Origin of the sequence: Clostridium sp. LY3-2, from assembly GCF_024705715.1 — a bacterium.
Lineage (GTDB): Bacteria > Bacillota > Clostridia > Clostridiales > Clostridiaceae > Clostridium.
The window spans coordinates 1-20,062 of record NZ_JAMDLQ010000027.1 but is presented as its reverse complement, the minus strand read 5'-3'; the positions used below and the strand labels follow the sequence as shown (position 1 = coordinate 20,062).

Sequence of the window (20,062 nt, the reverse complement as noted above, 5' to 3'; positions counted from 1 at the left end):
TTAAGGGTAATGCAGAAGATGTCAAGTCTAGGTAAGGTTCTTCGCGTTGCTTCGAATTAAACCACATGCTCCGCTACTTGTGCGGGCCCCCGTCAATTCCTTTGAGTTTTAATCTTGCGACCGTACTCCCCAGGCGGGATACTTAATGCGTTAGCGGCGGCACGGAAGGAGTTGACACCTCCCACACCTAGTATCCATCGTTTACGGCGTGGACTACCAGGGTATCTAATCCTGTTTGCTCCCCACGCTTTCGAGCCTCAGCGTCAGTTACAGTCCAGAGAGTCGCCTTCGCCACTGGTGTTCTTCCTAATCTCTACGCATTTCACCGCTACACTAGGAATTCCACTCTCCCCTCCTGCACTCTAGATCTCCAGTTTGGAATGCAGCACTCAGGTTGAGCCCGAGTATTTCACATCCCACTTAAAAATCCGCCTACGCTCCCTTTACGCCCAGTAAATCCGGACAACGCTTGCCACCTACGTATTACCGCGGCTGCTGGCACGTAGTTAGCCGTGGCTTCCTCCTTGGGTACCGTCATTATCGTCCCCAAAGACAGAGTTTTACAATCCGAAGACCGTCATCACTCACGCGGCGTTGCTGCATCAGGGTTTCCCCCATTGTGCAATATTCCCCACTGCTGCCTCCCGTAGGAGTCTGGGCCGTGTCTCAGTCCCAATGTGGCCGATCACCCTCTCAGGTCGGCTACGCATCGTCGCCTTGGTAAGCCATTACCTTACCAACTAGCTAATGCGCCGCGGGTCCATCTTGTAGCAGATTGCTCTTTTGATTGTTGTACCATGCGATACTACAATATTATGCGGTATTAATCTTCCTTTCGGAAGGCTATCCCCCTCTACAAGGCAGGTTACCCACGTGTTACTCACCCGTCCGCCGCTAATCCGTTTCCCGAAGGAAACTTCATCGCTCGACTTGCATGTGTTAGGCACGCCGCCAGCGTTCGTCCTGAGCCAGGATCAAACTCTCAATAAAAAGTTTAATCTGTACTCTTAAAACTTAAATTCGTAAAAAGAATTGCTGGTTTTGTATTATATAAATCTGTTCAATTTTCAAAGATCTTGTGTCGCTCTCGCGACTGCTTTTTTATATTAACACTTAAGTTTCTTTTTGTCAACAACTTTTTTTGAAAAACTTTTTTGTTTTAAAAAAGATGTTTTTGAAACTTTTTTGTGTTTCGTGTCCGTTTCCTTAGGACGGATATTATAGTAACACGATTATAACTTATGTCTATCTCTATATTTTTTATTTCAATCTAATTATTCTTTTTATGCTCTTATTTTCTCTTAATTGCTATAAATTTCTTATAATGATACACGTGGCTATGTTAACGCCATTTTTTATCTCATTATATTAAATTTGCAGGCTTTTCTTCATTTAACTTATATTTTTCCGTTTATTTTCGATATAATACTTATAAGATTATTTAAATTTTGTCAGGAGGCAATTTAATGAAAAAACTTTTACTAACTGCACTTCTTTTAGTTCCTCTTACCTTTATAGGTTGTGGTAATGACGATGCTAAAGGAGTTAGCCTAAACGAAAACAACACAAACACCGAAAGCACTACAATAACACCAAAGACTATACCTGTTCATTTTTCCGTGAGCGATAAAACATATTATCCTTCTAATTTTGTTGTCTCTAAATCTTCAACCTATTTTCCGAATCCAGACAACAACGGAAAAATAACTTACATAGATAATAAGAAGATAAAAAAAGATATTTCATCAGACCTTAATAACTTTTATGAAAATTATGCTTCTTCTTTAGCTTTTAATAATGATATTCTTTATTTTTCTGATTGGAAAAATAATGATCCTTTAAAACAAATCAATTTAATTAATGAAGAGGTAACTCAATTAAATAGTATGCCATCTAAAGATTTAGTTTTTGCAGATGACAGTATATTCTTTATTAATAGTAAAACTAAAGAACTATTTAGATATGATACTAAATCTAAAAAGACTATAAGACTTACTTCTGATAAGGTTGGTAGATTTATAGTAAATGGTAAAAACGTACTCTACCAAAACCTAAATGATGGTCTTAAGCTATATGCTATAGGAGAAGATGGAACAAATAGAATCAAATTATCAGACTATCCAGTTCAAAGCTTCATTCCATATGATAAGAATATATTATTTATAAATCCATCTGATAATAATTCAGTCTATTTATTAGATGTTGCTACTTCTAAGGCAAAGAGAGTAGCTAAGATAAATGGTGAAGACTTAAAGATGTATAAAAAAGATATAATATTCTTAAATAAAGATGCTAATGATACTGTTTGTTCTATAAAGTTAGATATTAAAAATGATAAATATAAAGTATCTACTGTTATCTCTGAATCAGTTAATGAATTCTATCCAACAGAAGAAGGAATTTTTTACTTGCCAAGTATAAACGTTAATAGATTTCAATACAAAAAATAAAGAGATAAGCTTAATCGCTTATCTCTTTATTTTTATATTATAGATTATTTATTATCTCTTTAAATTTATTTCCTCTTATCATAAAGTTTTTGAACATATCAAAAGATGCACAAGCTGGTGCTAAAGTAACTATATCGCCAGGCTTAGCTATTCTCTTAGCTATATTAACTGCATCTTCAAGTGAAGTTGCCTCTTCTATAGTTATATCTATACCCTCTTCTTCTTTAAGCTTTTTAAAAGCATCTTTAATTAATTCTTTCGTATCTCCCATAACTATAAGTTCTTTTATAAACTCATGCCCTTCTTTTGCAAGAGGTGCAAATGGTATATGTTTATCATACCCACCAGCTATAAGTATTACTTTTCTTTCAAAAGCTCTTAAACCTGCAAGTGTTCTAGTTGGGCTTGAAGCTATAGAGTCGTTATAGTATTTAACTCCATCTATCTCTCTTACAAACTCACATCTATGTTCAACACCTGTAAATGTCTCACAAACCCTTTTCATTGATTTTATAGATACGTCGTCTTTAACTGCTGCAAAGGCTGCTAGATAGTTTTCTACGTTATGCATACCTTTTATAACTATATCTTCTTTTTTGCATACTTCTTTTCCATCTAAGTAAAGAACTCCATCTTTATAATAAGCACCATCTTTTATTTCTCTATTTGAACTAAATTCTCTTATCTCACCTTTAAATTCATTTCTGAATCCATACGTTATTTCATTTTCTCTATTAATAACTAAAATTCCGCTTTCATCAGCGTATTTAAATACATTTTTCTTAGCGTCTATATATTCTTGCATATCTTTATGCATATCTAAATGGTTTGGTGCTAGGTTTGTGCAAACTGCAACTTCCATAGGTAAATCCATAGTCATAAGTTGGAAACTTGATAATTCAAGTACTACCATATCTTTTTCTTCTATTTCTTCTATTCTAGAAAATAGAGGTGTTCCTATGTTACCACCAACCCAAGTTTTATATCCTTCTTCTATTAATAACTTAGAGATTATAGTAGTAGTCGTTGTTTTACCGTCACTACCTGTAACTCCAAATATTTTTCCTTTGCAATATCTAACGAACTCTTCCATCTCTGATGTTATATAAGCACCTTCTTTTGAAACTCTAACTAAAGCTTCGCTATCTATTCTCATAGATGGTGTTTTAAATACAACATCAAAGCCTGTTAAATTATCTAAGTAGTTTTCACCTAATGATAACTTAACTCCTTTGTTTTTGAAATCTATCGCTACATCTCCTAAATCCTCTTCATTTTTCATATCGAAAGCTGTAACTTTTGCACCAAGTTCTAATAAGAAATTAATTAATGGAATATTACTTACTCCAATACCTACAACCCCTACTTTTTTGTCTTTTATAAATTTCTTGAACTCATTAAAATCCTTTTTCATACTTCTCCTCCAATTATAGTGCCTTCAGCTTAACTTTTTTGACCACCTTAAATTTTGTCCCATTTCCTAATAATTATAACACCCACATTTAAGTTTTTCACCATAATATAAGCATATCTATCAATATAAAAACATTTTTATTTTTTTATATGCGAAAAGCCTACCTTAGGTTAATAAGGCAGGCTATTTTTTAAAATTCTAAGCTTTTTTGGATGTAAGCTTCTAAATCTTCTATTTTAATTCTTTCTTGTTCCATAGAATCTCTATCTCTTACAGTTACTGCTCCATCTTCCACAGTTTCAAAATCAATTGTTATACAGAATGGTGTTCCTATTTCGTCTTGTCTTCTGTATCTCTTTCCTATGCTTCCAGCTTCATCGTATTCAACGTTGAATTTTTTAGCTAATAAAGAATATACTTCTTCAGCTTTTTCTGAAAGTTTTTTAGATAATGGTAGTATTGCAGCTTTGTAAGGTGCAAGCGCTGGGTGTAGTCTCATAACTACTCTTGAATCTTGTTTAGTTTCTGTAGATAAATCTTCTTCTTCGTATGCATTTACTAAGAATGCAAGTGCAACCCTATCAGCTCCAAGTGATGGTTCTATTACGTATGGAACGTATTTTTCATTAGTTTGAGGGTCTAGATAACTCATATCTTGACCTGAATGCTCTTGGTGTTTCTTTAAGTCGTAGTCAGTTCTATCTGCTATTCCCCAAAGTTCTCCCCATCCGAATGGGAATAAGAATTCTATATCTGATGTAGCATTTGAGTAGAATGATAATTCTTCTTCTCCGTGGTCTCTCATTCTTAATGATTTTGCATCCATTCCTAAGTTTAATAGGAAGTTCCAACAATAATCTCTCCAGTATCCAAACCATTCTAAGTCAGTTCCTGGTTTGCAGAAGAATTCAAGTTCCATTTGCTCAAACTCTCTAGTTCTAAATGTAAAGTTTCCTGGTGTTATTTCGTTTCTGAATGATTTACCTATTTGACCTATTCCAAATGGTACTTTCTTTCTTGAACTTCTTTGAACTTGTTTGAAGTTTACGAAAATACCTTGTGCTGTTTCTGGTCTTAAGTATATTTCATTTTTAGCATCTTCTGTTACACCTTGGAATGTTTTAAACATAAGGTTAAATTGTCTTATATCTGTGTAATTCATTTTTCCACAGTTTGGACAAACTATATTATTTTCTTCTATATAAGTTTTTAACTCTTCATTTGACATACCATCAGCTGAAGCAACTTCTACTCCTGATTCTGTCATATGATCTTCAACTAATTTATCTGCTCTGTATCTAGTTTTACATTCTTTACAGTCCATTAAAGGATCTGAGAATCCTCCTAAGTGACCTGAAGCTTCCCAAACACTTTTGTTCATTAATATAGCGCAGTCAACTCCTACGTTATAAGGACTTTCTTGGATGAACTTTTGCCACCAAGCCTTTTTAACGTTGTTCTTAAACTCTACTCCTAATTGACCGTAATCCCATGAGTTTGCAAGTCCACCGTATATGTCTGAGCCAGGGAATATAAATCCTCTGTTTTTACATAACGCTACGATTTTTTCCATAGTCTTTTCTACTGCCATAATTTATCCCTCCAAATTAATTTTTTGTAATAAAAAAAGCCTTAAAGCACAATAAAGGGACGAAATTTATTTTCCGCGGTTCCACCCTTCTTGGCTAAAGCCCAACTTTCTAAGTAACTGTACTCCAAAGCTCCCTTCAATCCAAATTTCTAATGATTTTCACCTTCCATCATCTCTCTAAAAGAAATATTTTGAATTTACTCTTCTTTTTCGACGTACATATTTAAATTATATTATTAATTTTACCAAATGGTTTCTATATGTCAAGAATTTATCTATAAATATGTATTATAATTTATTTGTATACTATTTTTAAAGAAGGGATGGAATTATATGAAATACATTTTAAGTGAAAATCTTGTAGCCATTTCAAATGACTATAAAGTAAAAGATACAGAAGGTAATTTAAGATATGAAATTGACGGCAAAATCCGCGCCTCTTCAGAAAAATTATATTTTAAGGATCATAACGGAAATAAATTATTTAAATTAAAAAAGAAACTCTTAAGCTTTACTGATTCTTTTATTATTGAGAAAAATGGAGAAGATTATGCAGAAGTTCATAAAAAGCTCCTTACTCCTTTAAAAGAAAATTTTATTTTAGATACACCTTACGGTGAAATTGAAATAAAGGGAGATTTTATAGATCATGAATTCGAGTTTTTTGATGAAGATGATGAGAAAATAGCTACAGTTTCTAAAAAGCTTATTTCAGAAACTGATAAATACGTAGTAGAAGTATTTGAGTTTGATGATCATGCACTTATTTTAGCAGCTTCTATAATTATAGATTTAGTAGAACATGATGAAGGTGAAGAATAAATAAAAAAAGCAGTGATAAATTCACTGCTTTCTTTGGCTCCGCGAAGAGGACTCGAACCTCCAACCTATCGGTTAACAGCCGAGTGCTCCACCATTGAGCTATCGCGGATTATTAAAATTTGTGTTATTAACACAACCGACTTTGTAATGAATGATTTTAAAATAAAATTGGCTCCGCGAAGAGGACTTGAACCTCCAACCTATCGGTTAACAGCCGAGTGCTCCACCATTGAGCTATCGCGGAACATTCATTACATTGAATATTATATCAGTTTTCATTTAAAATGCAAGTATTTTTTTTAAATACTTTAAATTAACATAAGTTTTTATTTAAACTAGCTAAATCTTATACCGTATCTTTAATCTAAATCTTTACCTAAAATGTTTTTTATATAAACCTTATATTTTTTAGGCGAAAAAAAAACAGTGATTAAATCACTGTTTCTTTGGCTCCGCGAAGAGGACTCGAACCTCCAACCTATCGGTTAACAGCCGAGTGCTCCACCATTGAGCTATCGCGGATTATTATTAAGTGCAGTATCTTTACTAACACAAAGCGACATATGATAAACTTCCTTTTAAAATAAAATTGGCTCCGCGAAGAGGACTTGAACCTCCAACCTATCGGTTAACAGCCGAGTGCTCCACCATTGAGCTATCGCGGAACGTTTATCACATTGATTATTATATCAAGTTTTGTAGAATTTGCAAGTGTTTTTTGAAATTTTGGTATTTATTTTTAGTTTTTATTCTAATTTTTACCATTAATAGTATTATATAATAATGAACTATTAGGAGGTTCTGTTATGCCATTTAATAAAATTTTAAAAAGAAACTTATTTATCGTTTTATTTCCTATCCTCTTTGGAATCTTACTTATATTTTTTAGTGAATCTTATTTAGATTCTAACTATATAGCATATGTACTGCTCTTACCTTTTGTAGCAGTAGGCGGTTCACTTTTAGAATATTTTATAACTTCCTTCAAAAATAAAAAATAGACATTATGATAGGCTATCCTATCATAATGTCTATTTATATATAAACTATTTGTTTATTGGTTTCATAGTTGGGAATAAGATAACGTCTCTAATTGATGATGAATCAGTTAAGAACATTATTAATCTATCTATTCCTATTCCAAGACCACCTGTTGGAGGCATTCCTGTTTCTAGAGCGCTCATGAATTCTTCATCTAGCATGTAAGCTTCATCGTCTCCGTATTCTCTTTCTTGTTCTTGTTGTGCAAATCTTTCTCTTTGAACGATTGGGTCGTTAAGCTCTGAGTAAGCGTTACATAACTCTCTTCCGTATACGAATCCTTCAAATCTTTCAGTAAACATTTCGTTTCCTCTTTTCTTTTTAGTAAGAGGTGAAATTTCTACTGGGTAGTCTATTAAGAAAGTAGGTTGGATTAATTTTGACTCACCATACTCTTCAAATAGCATGTTAAGAACTTCCCCTTTAGTTACCTTATCTAAAGGTTTAGGGAATTCTAATCCTCTTTCTTTAGCTATAGCTTGTGCCTCTTTGTCGTCTTTAATTTCATTAAAGTCAACTCCAGCATACTCTTTAACTGCATCTACCATAGTTACTCTTCTCCAAGGTGGAGTAAAGTCTATTTCAGTTCCTTCGTAAGTGATTTTAGTAGTTCCGTTAACTTTTTCGCAAACGTAAGCTACCATGTTTTCTGTTATTTCCATCATATCGTTGTAATCTGCATATGCTTCATATAACTCTATTGCTGTAAACTCTGGGTTATGTCTAACTGATACTCCTTCATTTCTGAAGTTTTTACCCATTTCGTATACTTTATCAAATCCAGCTACTATTAATCTTTTTAAGTATAACTCTGGTGCAATTCTTAGATACATATCTATATCAAAAGTATTGTGATGAGTTATAAATGGTCTAGCAGCAGCTCCACCAGCAATAGTTGCAAGTGTTGGAGTATCTACTTCTAAGAATCCTCTATCATCTAAGTACTCTCTTATAGCTCTAACTATTTTAGATCTCTTAATGAAAGTTTCTTTAACTTCTGGATTAGTGATTATATCTACTTCTCTTTGTCTGTATCTTAAGTCTGGATCCTTTAATCCGTGGAATTTCTCTGGTAGTGGCTTTAATGATTTACAGATTAGTTCTACATCTGAAACCTTAACAGAAATTTCTCCAACCTTAGTTTTGAAAACTTCTCCTGTAACTGCAACCCAGTCTCCTAAATCATATGCTTTGTATGCCTTAAGAGCCTCTTCTCCAACTACATCGATCTTTATGAATAATTGGATTCTACCTGCAATGTCTTGTATGTCAGAGAAAACTACTTTCCCTTGACCTCTCTTAGACATTATTCTACCTGCTAATTTAACAGTCTTTCCTTCTAACTCCTCAAAGTTATCTTTGACTTCTTGTGATACATGAGTTGTTTCTACCTTGTATACGTCAAATGGGTCTTTTCCAGCTGCTTGTAATTCAGCTAATTTTTCTCTTCTTAGAGCTTCTTGTTCACTATACTGAGCTTCTAACTCTTGTACATTCATTTCCTCAGTTGACATTGATATCCCTCCGTTTTATCTTCTAATTCCTAGGATTTCGAATTTATTAACTCCTCCTGGAACATTTATTTCTACTATATCTCCAACTTTTTTACCTATTAAACCTTCTCCTACTGGTGATTCGTTAGATATTTTAAATTCCATTGGATCTGCTTCTGCTGAACCTACTATTGTATATTCAACTTCTTCATCAAATTCATAATCTTTAACTTTTACTATTGAACCTACTGCTACTATATCTGAAGGTATTTCTGATTCATCAACAACCTCAGCATTTTTTAGCATGTTCTCGATTTGCATGATTCTTCCTTCTACGAATGCTTGCTCGTTTTTAGCTTCATCGTATTCAGAGTTCTCACTTAAATCTCCATATCCTAAAGCTACCTTAATTCTCTCAGTTACTTCTTTTCTCTTAACTGTCTTTAAGTGCTCTAATTCGTTTTCAAGTTTATTAAGACCTTCTACAGTCATAACAAAAGTTTTCTTTTCACTCATACTTAACTCCCCTTTACCAAAAACTAATTTGGGTAATATATTTTTTATTATCTTACTTGACATAAAATATACTAATCACAATTGAATTTCATTTAAAATATTATAAATCAGTGCCTATAATATGTCAACAAAACTGACTATTCTAAGGAATTAATCGGTATTCCAATTTCATCCTTATATATATAGATTTTAATAGATACAACTTGGAAGAACATTTATAAAATGTTCTTCCAAGTTTAAAATTCTATTCAAAAGTATACTTATTATTCAGAAATTTTATTCATATTTTCTAATTCTTTTTTGTAATTATTTAAAAGTTCTATAACTTCTTCACTAGTATTTAAAGTATTTAGCTTGTTTCTTATATCAGTACATTTAGGTAGTCCCTTAACGTACCAAGCTGCGTGCTTTCTCATTTCTCTAGTGGCTTTGTGTACTCCATCGTATTTTACTGCTAGTTCGTAATGTCTTATACACATATTAATCTTTTCTTCTGGAGTTATATCTAAAGGTTCTTCTCCCTTTAAGGCTCTTTCTATTTCTTTGAAAAGCCAAGGATTTCCCATACTTCCTCTTGCGACCATTATAGCATCACAACCTGTATATTCTTTCATTCTTTTAGCATCTTCTCCTGAAAAAACATCCCCGTTTCCTATAACAGGGATTTTAACGTGTTTTTTTATCTCTTTTATTATATCCCAATCTGCAGTTCCTGAATACATCTGAGATCTAGTTCTTCCATGTATAGCTATTGCATCTGCTCCTGCTTTTTCAAGTTCAATTGCAAATTCTACAGCATTTATGTTTTCATCATCAAAGCCTTTTCTAAATTTAGCTGTAACTGGCTTTGTAGATAATTCTTTTATCTTTCTGATTATTTCAGCTGCAAGTTTTGGATCTTTCATAAGAGCTGATCCATCTCCATTTTTAACTATTTTAGGTGCAGGACACCCCATATTGACATCTATTATACATATGTCATCTCTATGGTTAAAATGCTCTCTTACAACCTCTGCCATAATCTCTGGTTCGTGTCCAAATATTTGAACAGCTACAGGTCTTTCTTCGTCTGCAATTCTAAGAAGAGTTTTTGTGTTTTCGCTACCGTAATATAGCGCTTTAGCACTAACCATTTCTGTATAGACTAATCCGCATCCTTGTTCTTTACAAAGACCTCTAAATGAGATATCAGTCACTCCAGCCATAGGTGCTAAAAATGCATTGTTTTTAAATTCTAAGTTTCCTATTTTCATAAGGCCTACTCCTTATTCTTATTGTATATTATTCTTAACCCCTCTAATGTTAAATCACTGTCTATTACATCTATCACATCAGTTTCTGTAGCAATAAGCTTTGCAAGGCCTCCAGTTCCTATAACTATAGGTTCCTCACTTATTTTAGGACGCATTTCCTCTTTTATCTTATTTACTATATACTCAACTTGCCCAATGTAACCATATAAAATACCAGCTTGCATGCTTTTTGTAGTATTTTTACATATTATTTCTTTTGGGAATTCTAATTCTATTCTAGGTAGTTTTGCGGCTCTTTCAAATAAAGCATCTGCTGATATCTTTATTCCAGGAACTATGCAACCTCCTAAATAATCCCCTTTTTCAGTTATAGAACAGAAAGTTGTTGCTGTACCAAAATCTATTACGATGTTTGGCTTTCTATACTTTTCAAAAGTTGCAACTGCATTAACTATTCTATCTGCACCTACTTCTTTAGGATTATCGTATTTTATATTAATACCAGTTTTGATTCCTGGCCCAACTACTATCGGTTCTTTTTCAAAACATTTTCTTATCATATTTTCAAGAGAATGCATTATATTTGGAACTACTGATGATATTATTATCCCTTGTACTTCTTTTGGATTTAAATCACTTTGAGCAAAAAGTTGAGTAACTATCGCTCCATACTCATCAGAAGTCTTATTAACATCAGTTGAAATTCTCCAGCTTGCTATGTACTCCTCGTCTCTACATACACCTAAAACTATATTCGTGTTTCCTACATCTACTAGTAAAACCACTATAGCACACCACCTTAATATAATTAAAAGCAGCTTCAATTAAGCTGCTTTTATCAAATAAAATAACTTATTTTTGACAATATAATTTTATCAATTTGACTGTATTTGTCAATACTTTAACATATATTAGAATAGTCCTATTATTTCACCATTTTCCAATATATCCATCTTATTTGCTGCTGGTGTTTTTGGAAGCCCTGGCATAGTCATAACATTACCTGTTAAAACTACGATAAATCCAGCCCCATTTGAAATTTTAACTTCTTTAACTGTTATTCTAAACCCTTCTGGTTTTCCAAGTAAACTTGGATTATCTGAAAGAGAATATTGAGTTTTTGCCATACATATAGGTAATTTATCTAAATTAAATTTTTCTAAAGCTTTAATTTCTCTAGAAGCTGAAGGTGTAAAATCAACTCCTGATGCACCGTATATTTCTTTTGATATAGTTTCTATTTTTTCTTTTATGCTATCTTTTTCATCATATAAAACTTTAAAATCTGACTTTTCATTTTCTAAAACTTCTAATACTTCTTTAGAAAGTTCAATTCCACCTTCTCCGCCTTTTGAGAATACATCTGAAAGTGCAACTTTAACTCCAATGTTTTTGCAGAATTCTCTTATAAATTCAATTTCTTCATCGCTATCTGATTGGAATTTATTTATAGCAACTACTACAGGAACGTTGAATTTTTTAATATTTTCTATTTGTTTTTCTAAGTTTGATATTCCTTTTTCTAAAGCTTTTACATTTGGTGTGTTTAAATCTTCCTTTTTAACACCTCCGTGATGCTTTAATGCTCTTATAGTTGCTACAATTACAACGCACTCTGGATTTAAATCACCGTATCTGCATTTTATATCTAAGAATTTTTCTGCTCCTAAATCAGCTCCAAATCCCGCTTCTGTAATTACTATATCACTTAACTTTAATGCAAGTTTAGTTGCAATAATTGAGTTACATCCGTGTGCTATATTTGCAAATGGTCCTCCGTGAATAATAGCTGGAGTGTTTTCTAAAGTTTGCACAAGGTTTGGCTTTATTGCATCTTTCATAAGCATAGCCATAGCACCTTGAACTTCTAATTGTTTAGCGTAGACTGGGTCTCCATCTAAGTTATAAGCAACTACTATGTTTCCCATTCTTTCTTTTAAATCATTTAAATCTGTAGCTAAACAAAGTATAGCCATTATCTCTGAAGCTACAGTTATCATAAATCCGTCTTCTCTTAAGAATCCGTTTATTTTTCCACCCATTCCAACTACAACATTTCTTAAAGCTCTATCATTCATATCTACAACTCTTTTAAATGTTATTTGTCTTGAATCTATTCTTAATTCGTTACCTTGGTGTATGTGATTATCTATAACTGCCGCTAAAAGGTTGTTTGCTGACGTTATAGCATGCATATCACCTGTAAAGTGAAGGTTTATATCCTCCATAGGCACTACCTGAGCATATCCGCCTCCAGCAGCTCCTCCTTTTATACCAAACACAGGTCCAAGTGAAGGTTCTCTTAGCGCTATAGTTGCATTTTTCCCCATTTTACATAACGCTTCACCAAGACCAACAGTTACAGTTGATTTACCTTCTCCAGCCGGAGTTGGGTTTATTGCTGTAACTAAGACTAACTTTCCATCTTTTTCATCCTTCTTCTTATCTAAAACATCTAATGATATTTTGCACTTATACTTACCGTATTGTTCTATATCATCTTCTGATAAATTTAATTTTTTTGCTATATTAACTATAGGCTCCATTTTTGCTTCTTGTGCTATTTGAATATCACTTTTCATATTTTTAATACCCCATTTCATTTTGCTTATTTTCCGTCATTTTTAAATTTAGTATATCACTTAAAATAGATTTAGAAAATACTCAATCGAATGTTTTTTTGTATTTATATTTAATCATTCGTTATAATACTTTTATGAATAGTTCTTTAGTGATTAATATTCGTGCATAATAAAAAAGCTATACCTCAAAAGGTATAGCTTTTTTATATTTTAAGCTTCGCTACAAATTTTTTCAAACTCGTCGCCATCAATTTTTTCTTTTTCTAATAGAACTCCAGCTACTGAATGAAGCTTATTGATATTTTCTCTTAAAATCTTTTCAGTTCTTTCGTAAGCTTCATCAATAAATCTCTTAACTTCTTTATCGATTTCTGCTCCGATTTCTTCTGAGAAGTTTCTTCCTCTTCCAATATCTCTACCTAAGAATACTTCACCATTATCTGAACTGTATGAAATAGTTCCAAGTTTTTCACTCATACCGTATTCCATAACCATAGCTCTTGCTATAGCACTAGTTCTATCTATGTCATTTTTAGCTCCAGTACTTATATCTCCAAGGATTATAGCTTCTGCAACCCTACCTCCAAGAAGTCCTACCATATCATCTTTTAATCTAAGTTTAGAAGTGTATGATCTATCTTCTGTAGGTAAATGCATAGTGTATCCACCAGCTCTTCCTCTAGGGATTATACTTATTTCGTGAACTGGATCAGAGTGTTCTAACGCTCTCATTACAACAGCGTGACCAGCTTCATGATAAGCTGTAAGCTTTCTTTCTTTTTCAATAACAACTCTGCTTTTCTTTTCAGGACCAGCTATAACTCTAGTAATAGCTTCTTCCATGTCTTGCATAGTTATTTCTTTTTCGCCTCTTCTAACTGCTAAAAGTGCAGCTTCGTTAGCTAAGTTCTCAAGGTCTGCACCTGCAAATCCTGGAGTTCTTTTTGCTAAAACTTCTAAATCAACGTCTTCTGCTAAAGGTTTGTTTCTAGTATGAACTTTTAATACTTATTCTCTACCTTTAACATCTGGTGCTCCAACTAAGATTTGTCTATCAAATCTTCCTGGTCTAAGTAGTGCTGGGTCTAAGATATCAGCTCTGTTAGTTGCAGCGATCATAATGATTCCTTCATTAACACCAAAACCATCCATCTCAACTAGAAGTTGGTTTAGAGTTTGCTCTCTTTCATCGTGTCCTCCACCAACACCTGCTCCTCTTTGTCTACCTACAGCATCTATCTCATCGATAAATACAATACAAGGTGAGTTCTTTTTAGCGTCTGCAAATAAGTCTCTAACCCTTGATGCACCTACACCTACAAACATCTCAACGAAATCTGAACCTGAAATACTGAAAAATGGTACTCCAGCTTCTCCTGAGATAGCTTTTGCAAGAAGAGTTTTACCAGTTCCAGGAGGTCCTACTAAAAGAACTCCTTTTGGGATTCTAGCACCCATGCTAGTATATTTTTTCGGATCTTTTAAGAAATCTACAATTTCTTCTAATTCTTGCTTCTCTTCGTCTGCACCTGCAACATCTTTAAAAGTAACTGTTTGTGATTCTGGAGTTGCGATTTTTGCACGGTTTTTACCGAAATTCATAACTCCTCTTCCACCGCCAGATCCTCCTTGTGACTGTTGAGTCATAACAAAAAGAAGAACTAAAAATAATACTACCGTTAGGATTGTTGGCACTAGTGATAACCAAGCCCCACTGTTTGAAAGTGGTTCAAATTCAACCTTAACTGCTTCTTTAGGCGTCTTAGTCATTAGATCTGATAAAAGAGTTTGTGGAACTATAGTCGTAAACTTTTTATCACCCTTCATAACACCATCTACTGTCATAGAATCTTCGTGAACATATATACTTGTTATCTGATCTGTATTCCATTTGTTTTGGAATGAACTATATGAAATCGTCTCTGATTTATTTCCAGACTCCCACAGGGCAACTGAAGCAAAGACTATTACAACCAAAATTACAATGTACATAGCGGCACTTGAATGTTTTTTCTTCATAAAGGTCCCCCTCTCTTTTTTTAAATATTATTAAAAAATTTTATCATAGTAATTTACATATGACAATTATATTATTTTTCGTAAACTTCTTCTTTTAATATACCTATATAAGGTAAGTTTCTATACTTTTCTGCATAGTCTATTCCATATCCTATTATGAATTCATTTGGAACTTCAAAACCTATGTATTTAACATCTAAATCTGCTGTTCTTCTTTCAGGTTTGTTTAATAATGAAACTATTTCTATGCTACTAGCTTTTCTAGCTTTTAAGTAGTCTAATAGGTAGTTTAGTGTTATTCCACTATCAACTATATCCTCTACTATTAATACATGTTTATTTTCGATGCTGTGGTCTAAATCTTTTAGTATTCTAACCACCCCTGAAGTTTCAGTTGAATTCCCATAGCTTGAAACAGCCATAAAATCTAATTCACATGGAATTGATATATTTTTAATTAGGTCTGATGTAAATACTACTGAACCTTTTAATACACCAACAACAACTAAATCTTTTCCTCTGTAATCCTCACTTATCTTTTCACCAAGTTCTTTTACCCTTTCTGCTAATTGTTTTTCATCAAATAATACTTCTTTGATATCATTTTTCATAGTCTTATCCCCTTTTCTCACAAATTACTTTTAGAATTGTTTTTGTGTCTTTAGTTACTTTAAATATATCTGATAATTTCACGTCTACTACCCACGCTATATTATCGTCAAATTGAAGTATTGGAGTAATCTCTCTTTGATTTTTCGGTACCTTCATATTAATAAAGATATCTTTAAGCTTTTTACTTCCCTTCATACCAAAGGGAACTATTTTATCTCCATTCTTTCTAGCCCTTAAAATAACACACTTATTTAGTTTATCATAATCAAAATACTTAATTAAGTCATTATTGTTAAATTTTAATTTTTTTGCATCTTTTAACACTTGGAATTTAAAATTATACCCTAAATATTCTAATTCCTCTTTATCAATATCATTTTTTTCTATAATTATTTCAGTTTCTTCTTTTTTAAAAGACTTATCTAAAGCTTCTTTTTTCTTTATTTCTATATCTCCGTAAATATTTTCTGCAATAATCCCGTTAGGAAGGTCTATTCTTTTATTAGTCCCTATATTATTTAATGATATTACATCATTTATATGCTTAAGTTCAAAATCATATATACTTTTTGAAACATTTGTTAATGATTTTCTTATTACTCTAGTAATTATAGCCTTATCACCTAAGAATAATTCCTTTTTTATTATTATTCTTTCTTCTTTTTCTATACATTTTTCTTTATATTCTTTTTCTAATTCTTTATTTATAAAATCATTATCAAAAGATAATATCTCACTCATTCTGTTTATTGTATTTACTATATCTTCATTAAAATATTCTTTCATATAAGGTAAAATATCTAATCTTATTCTGTTTCTACTATATATAGTCTCTAAATTTGTTTTATCTATTCTAGGGTTTAACTTATTTTTTTCACAGTATTCTTCTATATCTTTTCTTTCAATTCCTAAAATAGGTCTTATAAATACTCCGTCTCTTTTAACTGGTATTCCTAAAAGCCCCTCTATCCCAGTTCCTCTCATTATTCTCATTAGGATAGTTTCTGCTTGATCGTTAGCGTTATGTGCTGTAGCTATTTTGTTATAGCCATAATCTTTTCTAATCTTTTGGAAAAATCCATATCTTACGTCTCTTCCTGCTGTTTCTGTTGAAACACCTTCTTTTTTAGCAAGGCCTTCAATATCGACTCTTATACTATGGAAGTCTAAACCTAATCTTTTGCAAAGTTCTTTTGCATATTCTTCATCTTTATTAGCTTCTTCCCCTCTTATCATATGATTTATATGTGCTCCTACTATTTTTAAATCATATTCATCTTTTATACTATGTAATAGATGAAGTAAACAAACTGAATCAGGTCCTCCTGAAAGTCCAACTACTACCCCATCGCCTTTTTTAATTAATTCGTTTTTTTCTATAAATTCTTTAAAATTTTTAATCACTAAATCCACTTCCCAAATTATTTTTTCTATAATAATACATTAAACTAAAATCTTCTTTAAGTAAAATAATAAAAGCCGACTTTTGTCAGCTCTTATTATTTAGACTAAATTTTAATATACCGCACTTACTCTAGAGACTACTATTGTCATATCATCTTTTATTCTTCCATTATTAACTCTTTTCGATTCTTCTAATATATCCGTAACAAGATCTCTAGCCCCACTTTTATTTCCCTGTAAATAATTTTCAAGCCACGCTGAATTTCCTACTTCACTTTTACAAACATCTAATACCCCATCGCTTAACGTTATTATAAAGTCCCCATCTCTTAAAGTCTCTTCTAACCCTTCAACCTCCATTCTATCCATAAGTCCAAAAGGTGGCATATTTGAACTTATCTTTTTAATAGTCTTCCCTCTCTTAATAAAACTTGTAGTAGCTCCTACTTTATAAAATTTAACCTTTCCTGTGTATAAATCAATCATATTCATATCTAAAGTTGAATATTTTTCGCTCTCATCAAACTTCATACTCATAATTGAATTAACTGTATTTAAAGATGTATCTATATCAAAACCTGATTGCATAAATTTTTCTACTAAATCAACTGTTATTCTGCTATCTCTACCAGCTTCTGGCCCTGAACCCATTCCATCACTTAAAATAGTTATATATTTTCCGTTTCCAGCCTTTCCAAAAGTATAACTATCTCCAGTATATTTTTCCCCTTCTTTTATATCCATAGCTGCATAAGATATAACTTGATATTTAGGTACTTCTGATAACGTAACTGTACAATCTTTGTTGTTTGGATTAATTCTACATCCATCTTCTCCAAGGGTCATAGGCGTTCTTACTATATCATTAATAATAGGTAAAACGTTCTTTGCGCAATATCTTCCCCCTTCACAGTTTTCCATATTTATTCTTACCTTTAATTTCCCTCCTTTATCTGTATAACAGAATATATCTTTATATTTAATTGAATTTTTATTAAGCTCCTTTCTTACTACTCTTTCTAAATTTCCACACCAACTAACATCTCTTTTAAAATCATCAAACATATGGTCAAGGTTTTTAGATATATTTACTATATGATTAGAAACTATCTTCCTTCCTTCTTCTATCCTCCTTCTCTCAAGTTCTTGAATTTTTGATATATTTACTATATTATCCGCTTCTTTAACAAGTAATCTTTTATGCTTACATTTCTTTTCTAAATCACTAGGAAACTCTGGATAACCCTCCTCTCTACTTTGAATTAATCTTTCTACTGCTATATAAGTTTGATTAAATTCTCTCTTCCAACACCTTACGCCTCTTTCACAAGTGCTACATACTCTATTACTCAAATTATCTATAAGTTCCGTACTTTTATTTTTATATGATAACTTATCATTTTCGGACATATCTTTAATAGATGTAGCTACAAGTTCTAAAGCTTCTCCTAATACTTCTATCCTTTCTGTAAACTCTGCTTTTACCTGTTCTAAATGATTACTACTTAAATTCTCCCCCTTTATTTCATTATCTAATTCTGCCTCTATAACATTTAACACCTTTTTAGGTGATAATAAGAATATCAGACCAGCTAAAACAACTTCACTTGATCCAACTACCGTTAAATCCTTTGAATATAAAGCTAGTATAAAATAAATCAAAATAGATGATAAGAAAGAAAATACCTTTCCTGTATCTTTAAATAAGCCACAAACAAGTCCTATAACTGCATAGAATCCTACACCAGTTATCATGTTTCCACTGCTTATACCAATAACAATTCCCATAGCTACCCCTATAGCTGTTCCATTTGCTGCTCCTCCTAAATAGGAAATAAGCATTATCATAAGATATCCTAGTATATTTCGTATTGATAAATCAAATACTGTAACGCCGCCAACTCCTGCAACCATAAGGCATAATATAAGTGCAATACTTATAAGTTCCTCTACATTAAAGAAGTAATTCGAGTTATATTCATATGCACACCTTAGTCCATAGTTAATCACATAATATATAGGAACTAAAACCACTGTGTTAATAGCTGCTAATGTAAAATTAAGTCCTACAGTATATCCACCAGCAATAAGTCCACTTAATATTTGTACTGTAAACACAATTCCGTAAAGTACATATATTTTAGATTTTCTCTCTAGCTTAGTTAATATAAGACTATATACTAAAAACATCAATATTGTAGCTATGTACCACATAATATCGCTTAATTCATTTATTATAGTAAAGTATCCTATAAATCCAGCTATACTAGATGCTATTACCTTACTTTCACTTCCTGTCATTATCATAGCCATTAAAAATACTATTCCAAAGGGCGCCATCCCAACAATATCTCCTTGGCCTATAAATAAAACAACTCTACTTAAAAGAAAAGTTATTATAAATGTAGCTATAACACTTTTCTGTTCACTTTCAAATCTAACTTTACTCTTATATGTAAAATCTCTCCCTACATTTTTTAAAGCACCACTATTAACTCCTACTTGCATTTTTCTTTTCCCCTTTCCATATTTTGTAAATTAATTATAGCAAGAGGTTTTAAAATAATATGTCGCTATATGTTTTTCTAATTTAATTTTATTCAGACATTATTCCTTCAATCATTTTATTTTTCTATTTTTTTATTTAGTTTTTCGATAATTTATTTATTTTTTTATTTTTTTATTTTTGAAATTACTGTATATAGATAGGCTAACTTGTTATTAATTGAATTATTTTTTATGTTATATTTTTTTATTTTCTTAATTAATATATAAGTTGCTTTGTTTTAGATATGATTTTAGAATTATTTTTAAACGCAAAAAAAGATCTAAGAAATCTTAGATCTTTTGGTGCCGAAGACCGGA

At 32.0% G+C, this 20,062-nt stretch carries 13 protein-coding genes, 4 tRNA genes, 1 rRNA gene, 1 pseudogene and 1 other annotated feature; of the genes and pseudogenes, 3 read left to right on the top strand and 16 right to left on the bottom strand.

Translation table 11 applies throughout. The features are described 5' to 3' along the window. A 16S ribosomal RNA gene (locus M4I33_RS09270) occupies positions 1-990 on the bottom strand; the annotation flags it as partial. Between the two features lie 476 nt (positions 991-1,466). Here M4I33_RS09270 and M4I33_RS09265 point away from each other — a divergent pair. After that, complete coding sequence (locus tag M4I33_RS09265; protein WP_257916517.1) at positions 1,467-2,450, top strand: DUF5050 domain-containing protein; 984 nt, start codon at positions 1,467-1,469, stop codon at positions 2,448-2,450. Positions 2,451-2,487: 37 nt separating this feature from the next. Here M4I33_RS09265 and murD read toward each other — a convergent pair whose 3' ends face one another. Both murD and M4I33_RS09255 read right to left on the bottom strand, forming a co-directional pair. Beyond that, entirely contained in the window at positions 2,488-3,864 is a 1,377-nt protein-coding gene (murD, locus tag M4I33_RS09260; protein ID WP_257916516.1) for a UDP-N-acetylmuramoyl-L-alanine--D-glutamate ligase, read from the bottom strand. A 190-nt stretch (positions 3,865-4,054) separates the two neighbouring features. Next, the gene (locus M4I33_RS09255; protein WP_194191885.1) at positions 4,055-5,455 is read right to left on the bottom strand and encodes a glycine--tRNA ligase; all 1,401 of its coding nucleotides are present in this window, start codon (positions 5,453-5,455) and stop codon (positions 4,055-4,057) included. A gap of 52 nt (positions 5,456-5,507) precedes the next feature. Then, positions 5,508-5,678, bottom strand: a binding site (T-box leader). 110 nt (positions 5,679-5,788) lie between these two features. On the opposite strand from M4I33_RS09255, the gene M4I33_RS09250 reads away from it, so the two are divergent. Further along, positions 5,789-6,277, top strand: a complete 489-nt coding sequence (locus tag M4I33_RS09250) for an LURP-one-related/scramblase family protein (protein WP_257916515.1) — start codon at positions 5,789-5,791, stop codon at positions 6,275-6,277. A gap of 34 nt (positions 6,278-6,311) precedes the next feature. On the opposite strand, the gene M4I33_RS09245 is transcribed toward M4I33_RS09250, so the two are convergent. The 4 genes from M4I33_RS09245 to M4I33_RS09230 all read right to left on the bottom strand — a co-directional run bounded on the left by M4I33_RS09245 (position 6,312) and on the right by M4I33_RS09230 (position 6,942). Beyond that, positions 6,312-6,386: transfer RNA gene (locus M4I33_RS09245), tRNA-Asn, on the bottom strand. Between the two features lie 60 nt (positions 6,387-6,446). Then, a tRNA-Asn gene (locus M4I33_RS09240) sits at positions 6,447-6,521 on the bottom strand. Between the two features lie 203 nt (positions 6,522-6,724). Further along, positions 6,725-6,799 (bottom strand) — tRNA-Asn (locus M4I33_RS09235). A gap of 68 nt (positions 6,800-6,867) precedes the next feature. Next, a tRNA-Asn gene (locus M4I33_RS09230) sits at positions 6,868-6,942 on the bottom strand. 141 nt (positions 6,943-7,083) lie between these two features. Here M4I33_RS09230 and M4I33_RS09225 point away from each other — a divergent pair. Continuing rightward, positions 7,084-7,278, top strand: a complete 195-nt coding sequence (locus M4I33_RS09225; RefSeq protein ID WP_257916514.1) for a hypothetical protein — start codon at positions 7,084-7,086, stop codon at positions 7,276-7,278. Positions 7,279-7,323: 45 nt separating this feature from the next. On the opposite strand, the gene lysS is transcribed toward M4I33_RS09225, so the two are convergent. The 9 genes and pseudogenes from lysS to spoIIE form a co-directional block, all read right to left on the bottom strand. Next, the gene (lysS, locus tag M4I33_RS09220) at positions 7,324-8,832 is read right to left on the bottom strand and encodes a lysine--tRNA ligase (protein WP_257916513.1); all 1,509 of its coding nucleotides are present in this window, start codon (positions 8,830-8,832) and stop codon (positions 7,324-7,326) included. A 15-nt stretch (positions 8,833-8,847) separates the two neighbouring features. Further along, the gene (gene greA, locus M4I33_RS09215) at positions 8,848-9,327 is read right to left on the bottom strand and encodes a transcription elongation factor GreA (protein ID WP_257916512.1); all 480 of its coding nucleotides are present in this window, start codon (positions 9,325-9,327) and stop codon (positions 8,848-8,850) included. A 263-nt stretch (positions 9,328-9,590) separates the two neighbouring features. Continuing rightward, positions 9,591-10,580 (bottom strand): tRNA dihydrouridine synthase DusB, encoded by a 990-nt coding sequence (gene dusB / locus M4I33_RS09210; protein ID WP_257916511.1) that lies wholly within the window; start codon positions 10,578-10,580, stop codon positions 9,591-9,593. A 5-nt stretch (positions 10,581-10,585) separates the two neighbouring features. Next, positions 10,586-11,365 carry a type III pantothenate kinase gene (locus M4I33_RS09205; protein ID WP_194191891.1) on the bottom strand — a complete coding sequence of 260 codons (780 nt, stop codon included), beginning with the start codon at positions 11,363-11,365 and terminating at the stop codon, positions 10,586-10,588. 126 nt (positions 11,366-11,491) lie between these two features. Next, entirely contained in the window at positions 11,492-13,162 is a 1,671-nt protein-coding gene (locus M4I33_RS09200; RefSeq protein ID WP_257916510.1) for a formate--tetrahydrofolate ligase, read from the bottom strand. Between the two features lie 210 nt (positions 13,163-13,372). Continuing rightward, positions 13,373-15,181 (bottom strand): annotated as a pseudogene (ftsH, locus tag M4I33_RS09195) (ATP-dependent zinc metalloprotease FtsH). 71 nt (positions 15,182-15,252) lie between these two features. Further along, the gene (hpt, locus tag M4I33_RS09190; RefSeq protein WP_257916509.1) at positions 15,253-15,792 is read right to left on the bottom strand and encodes a hypoxanthine phosphoribosyltransferase; all 540 of its coding nucleotides are present in this window, start codon (positions 15,790-15,792) and stop codon (positions 15,253-15,255) included. A gap of 4 nt (positions 15,793-15,796) precedes the next feature. Then, a complete protein-coding gene (gene tilS / locus M4I33_RS09185; protein ID WP_257916508.1) occupies positions 15,797-17,197 on the bottom strand; it encodes a tRNA lysidine(34) synthetase TilS in 1,401 nt (466 codons plus the stop codon). Between the two features lie 111 nt (positions 17,198-17,308). Next, a complete protein-coding gene (spoIIE, locus tag M4I33_RS09180; protein ID WP_257916507.1) occupies positions 17,309-19,705 on the bottom strand; it encodes a stage II sporulation protein E in 2,397 nt (798 codons plus the stop codon). Positions 19,706-20,062: the final 357 nt, after the last annotated feature.

Excerpts from the sequence above, each read along its gene's own strand:
- M4I33_RS09265 (WP_257916517.1), top strand. The coding sequence starts at position 1,467 with ATGAAAAAACTTTTACTAACTGCACTTCTTTTAGTTCCTCTTACCTTT.
- murD (WP_257916516.1), bottom strand. The coding sequence starts at position 3,864 with ATGAAAAAGGATTTTAATGAGTTCAAGAAATTTATAAAAGACAAAAAA.
- M4I33_RS09255 (WP_194191885.1), bottom strand. The coding sequence starts at position 5,455 with ATGGCAGTAGAAAAGACTATGGAAAAAATCGTAGCGTTATGTAAAAAC.
- M4I33_RS09250 (WP_257916515.1), top strand. The coding sequence starts at position 5,789 with ATGAAATACATTTTAAGTGAAAATCTTGTAGCCATTTCAAATGACTAT.
- M4I33_RS09225 (WP_257916514.1), top strand. The coding sequence starts at position 7,084 with ATGCCATTTAATAAAATTTTAAAAAGAAACTTATTTATCGTTTTATTT.
- lysS (WP_257916513.1), bottom strand. The coding sequence starts at position 8,832 with ATGTCAACTGAGGAAATGAATGTACAAGAGTTAGAAGCTCAGTATAGT.
- greA (WP_257916512.1), bottom strand. The coding sequence starts at position 9,327 with ATGAGTGAAAAGAAAACTTTTGTTATGACTGTAGAAGGTCTTAATAAA.
- dusB (WP_257916511.1), bottom strand. The coding sequence starts at position 10,580 with ATGAAAATAGGAAACTTAGAATTTAAAAACAATGCATTTTTAGCACCT.
- M4I33_RS09200 (WP_257916510.1), bottom strand. The coding sequence starts at position 13,162 with ATGAAAAGTGATATTCAAATAGCACAAGAAGCAAAAATGGAGCCTATA.
- hpt (WP_257916509.1), bottom strand. The coding sequence starts at position 15,792 with ATGAAAAATGATATCAAAGAAGTATTATTTGATGAAAAACAATTAGCA.
- spoIIE (WP_257916507.1), bottom strand. The coding sequence starts at position 19,705 with ATGCAAGTAGGAGTTAATAGTGGTGCTTTAAAAAATGTAGGGAGAGAT.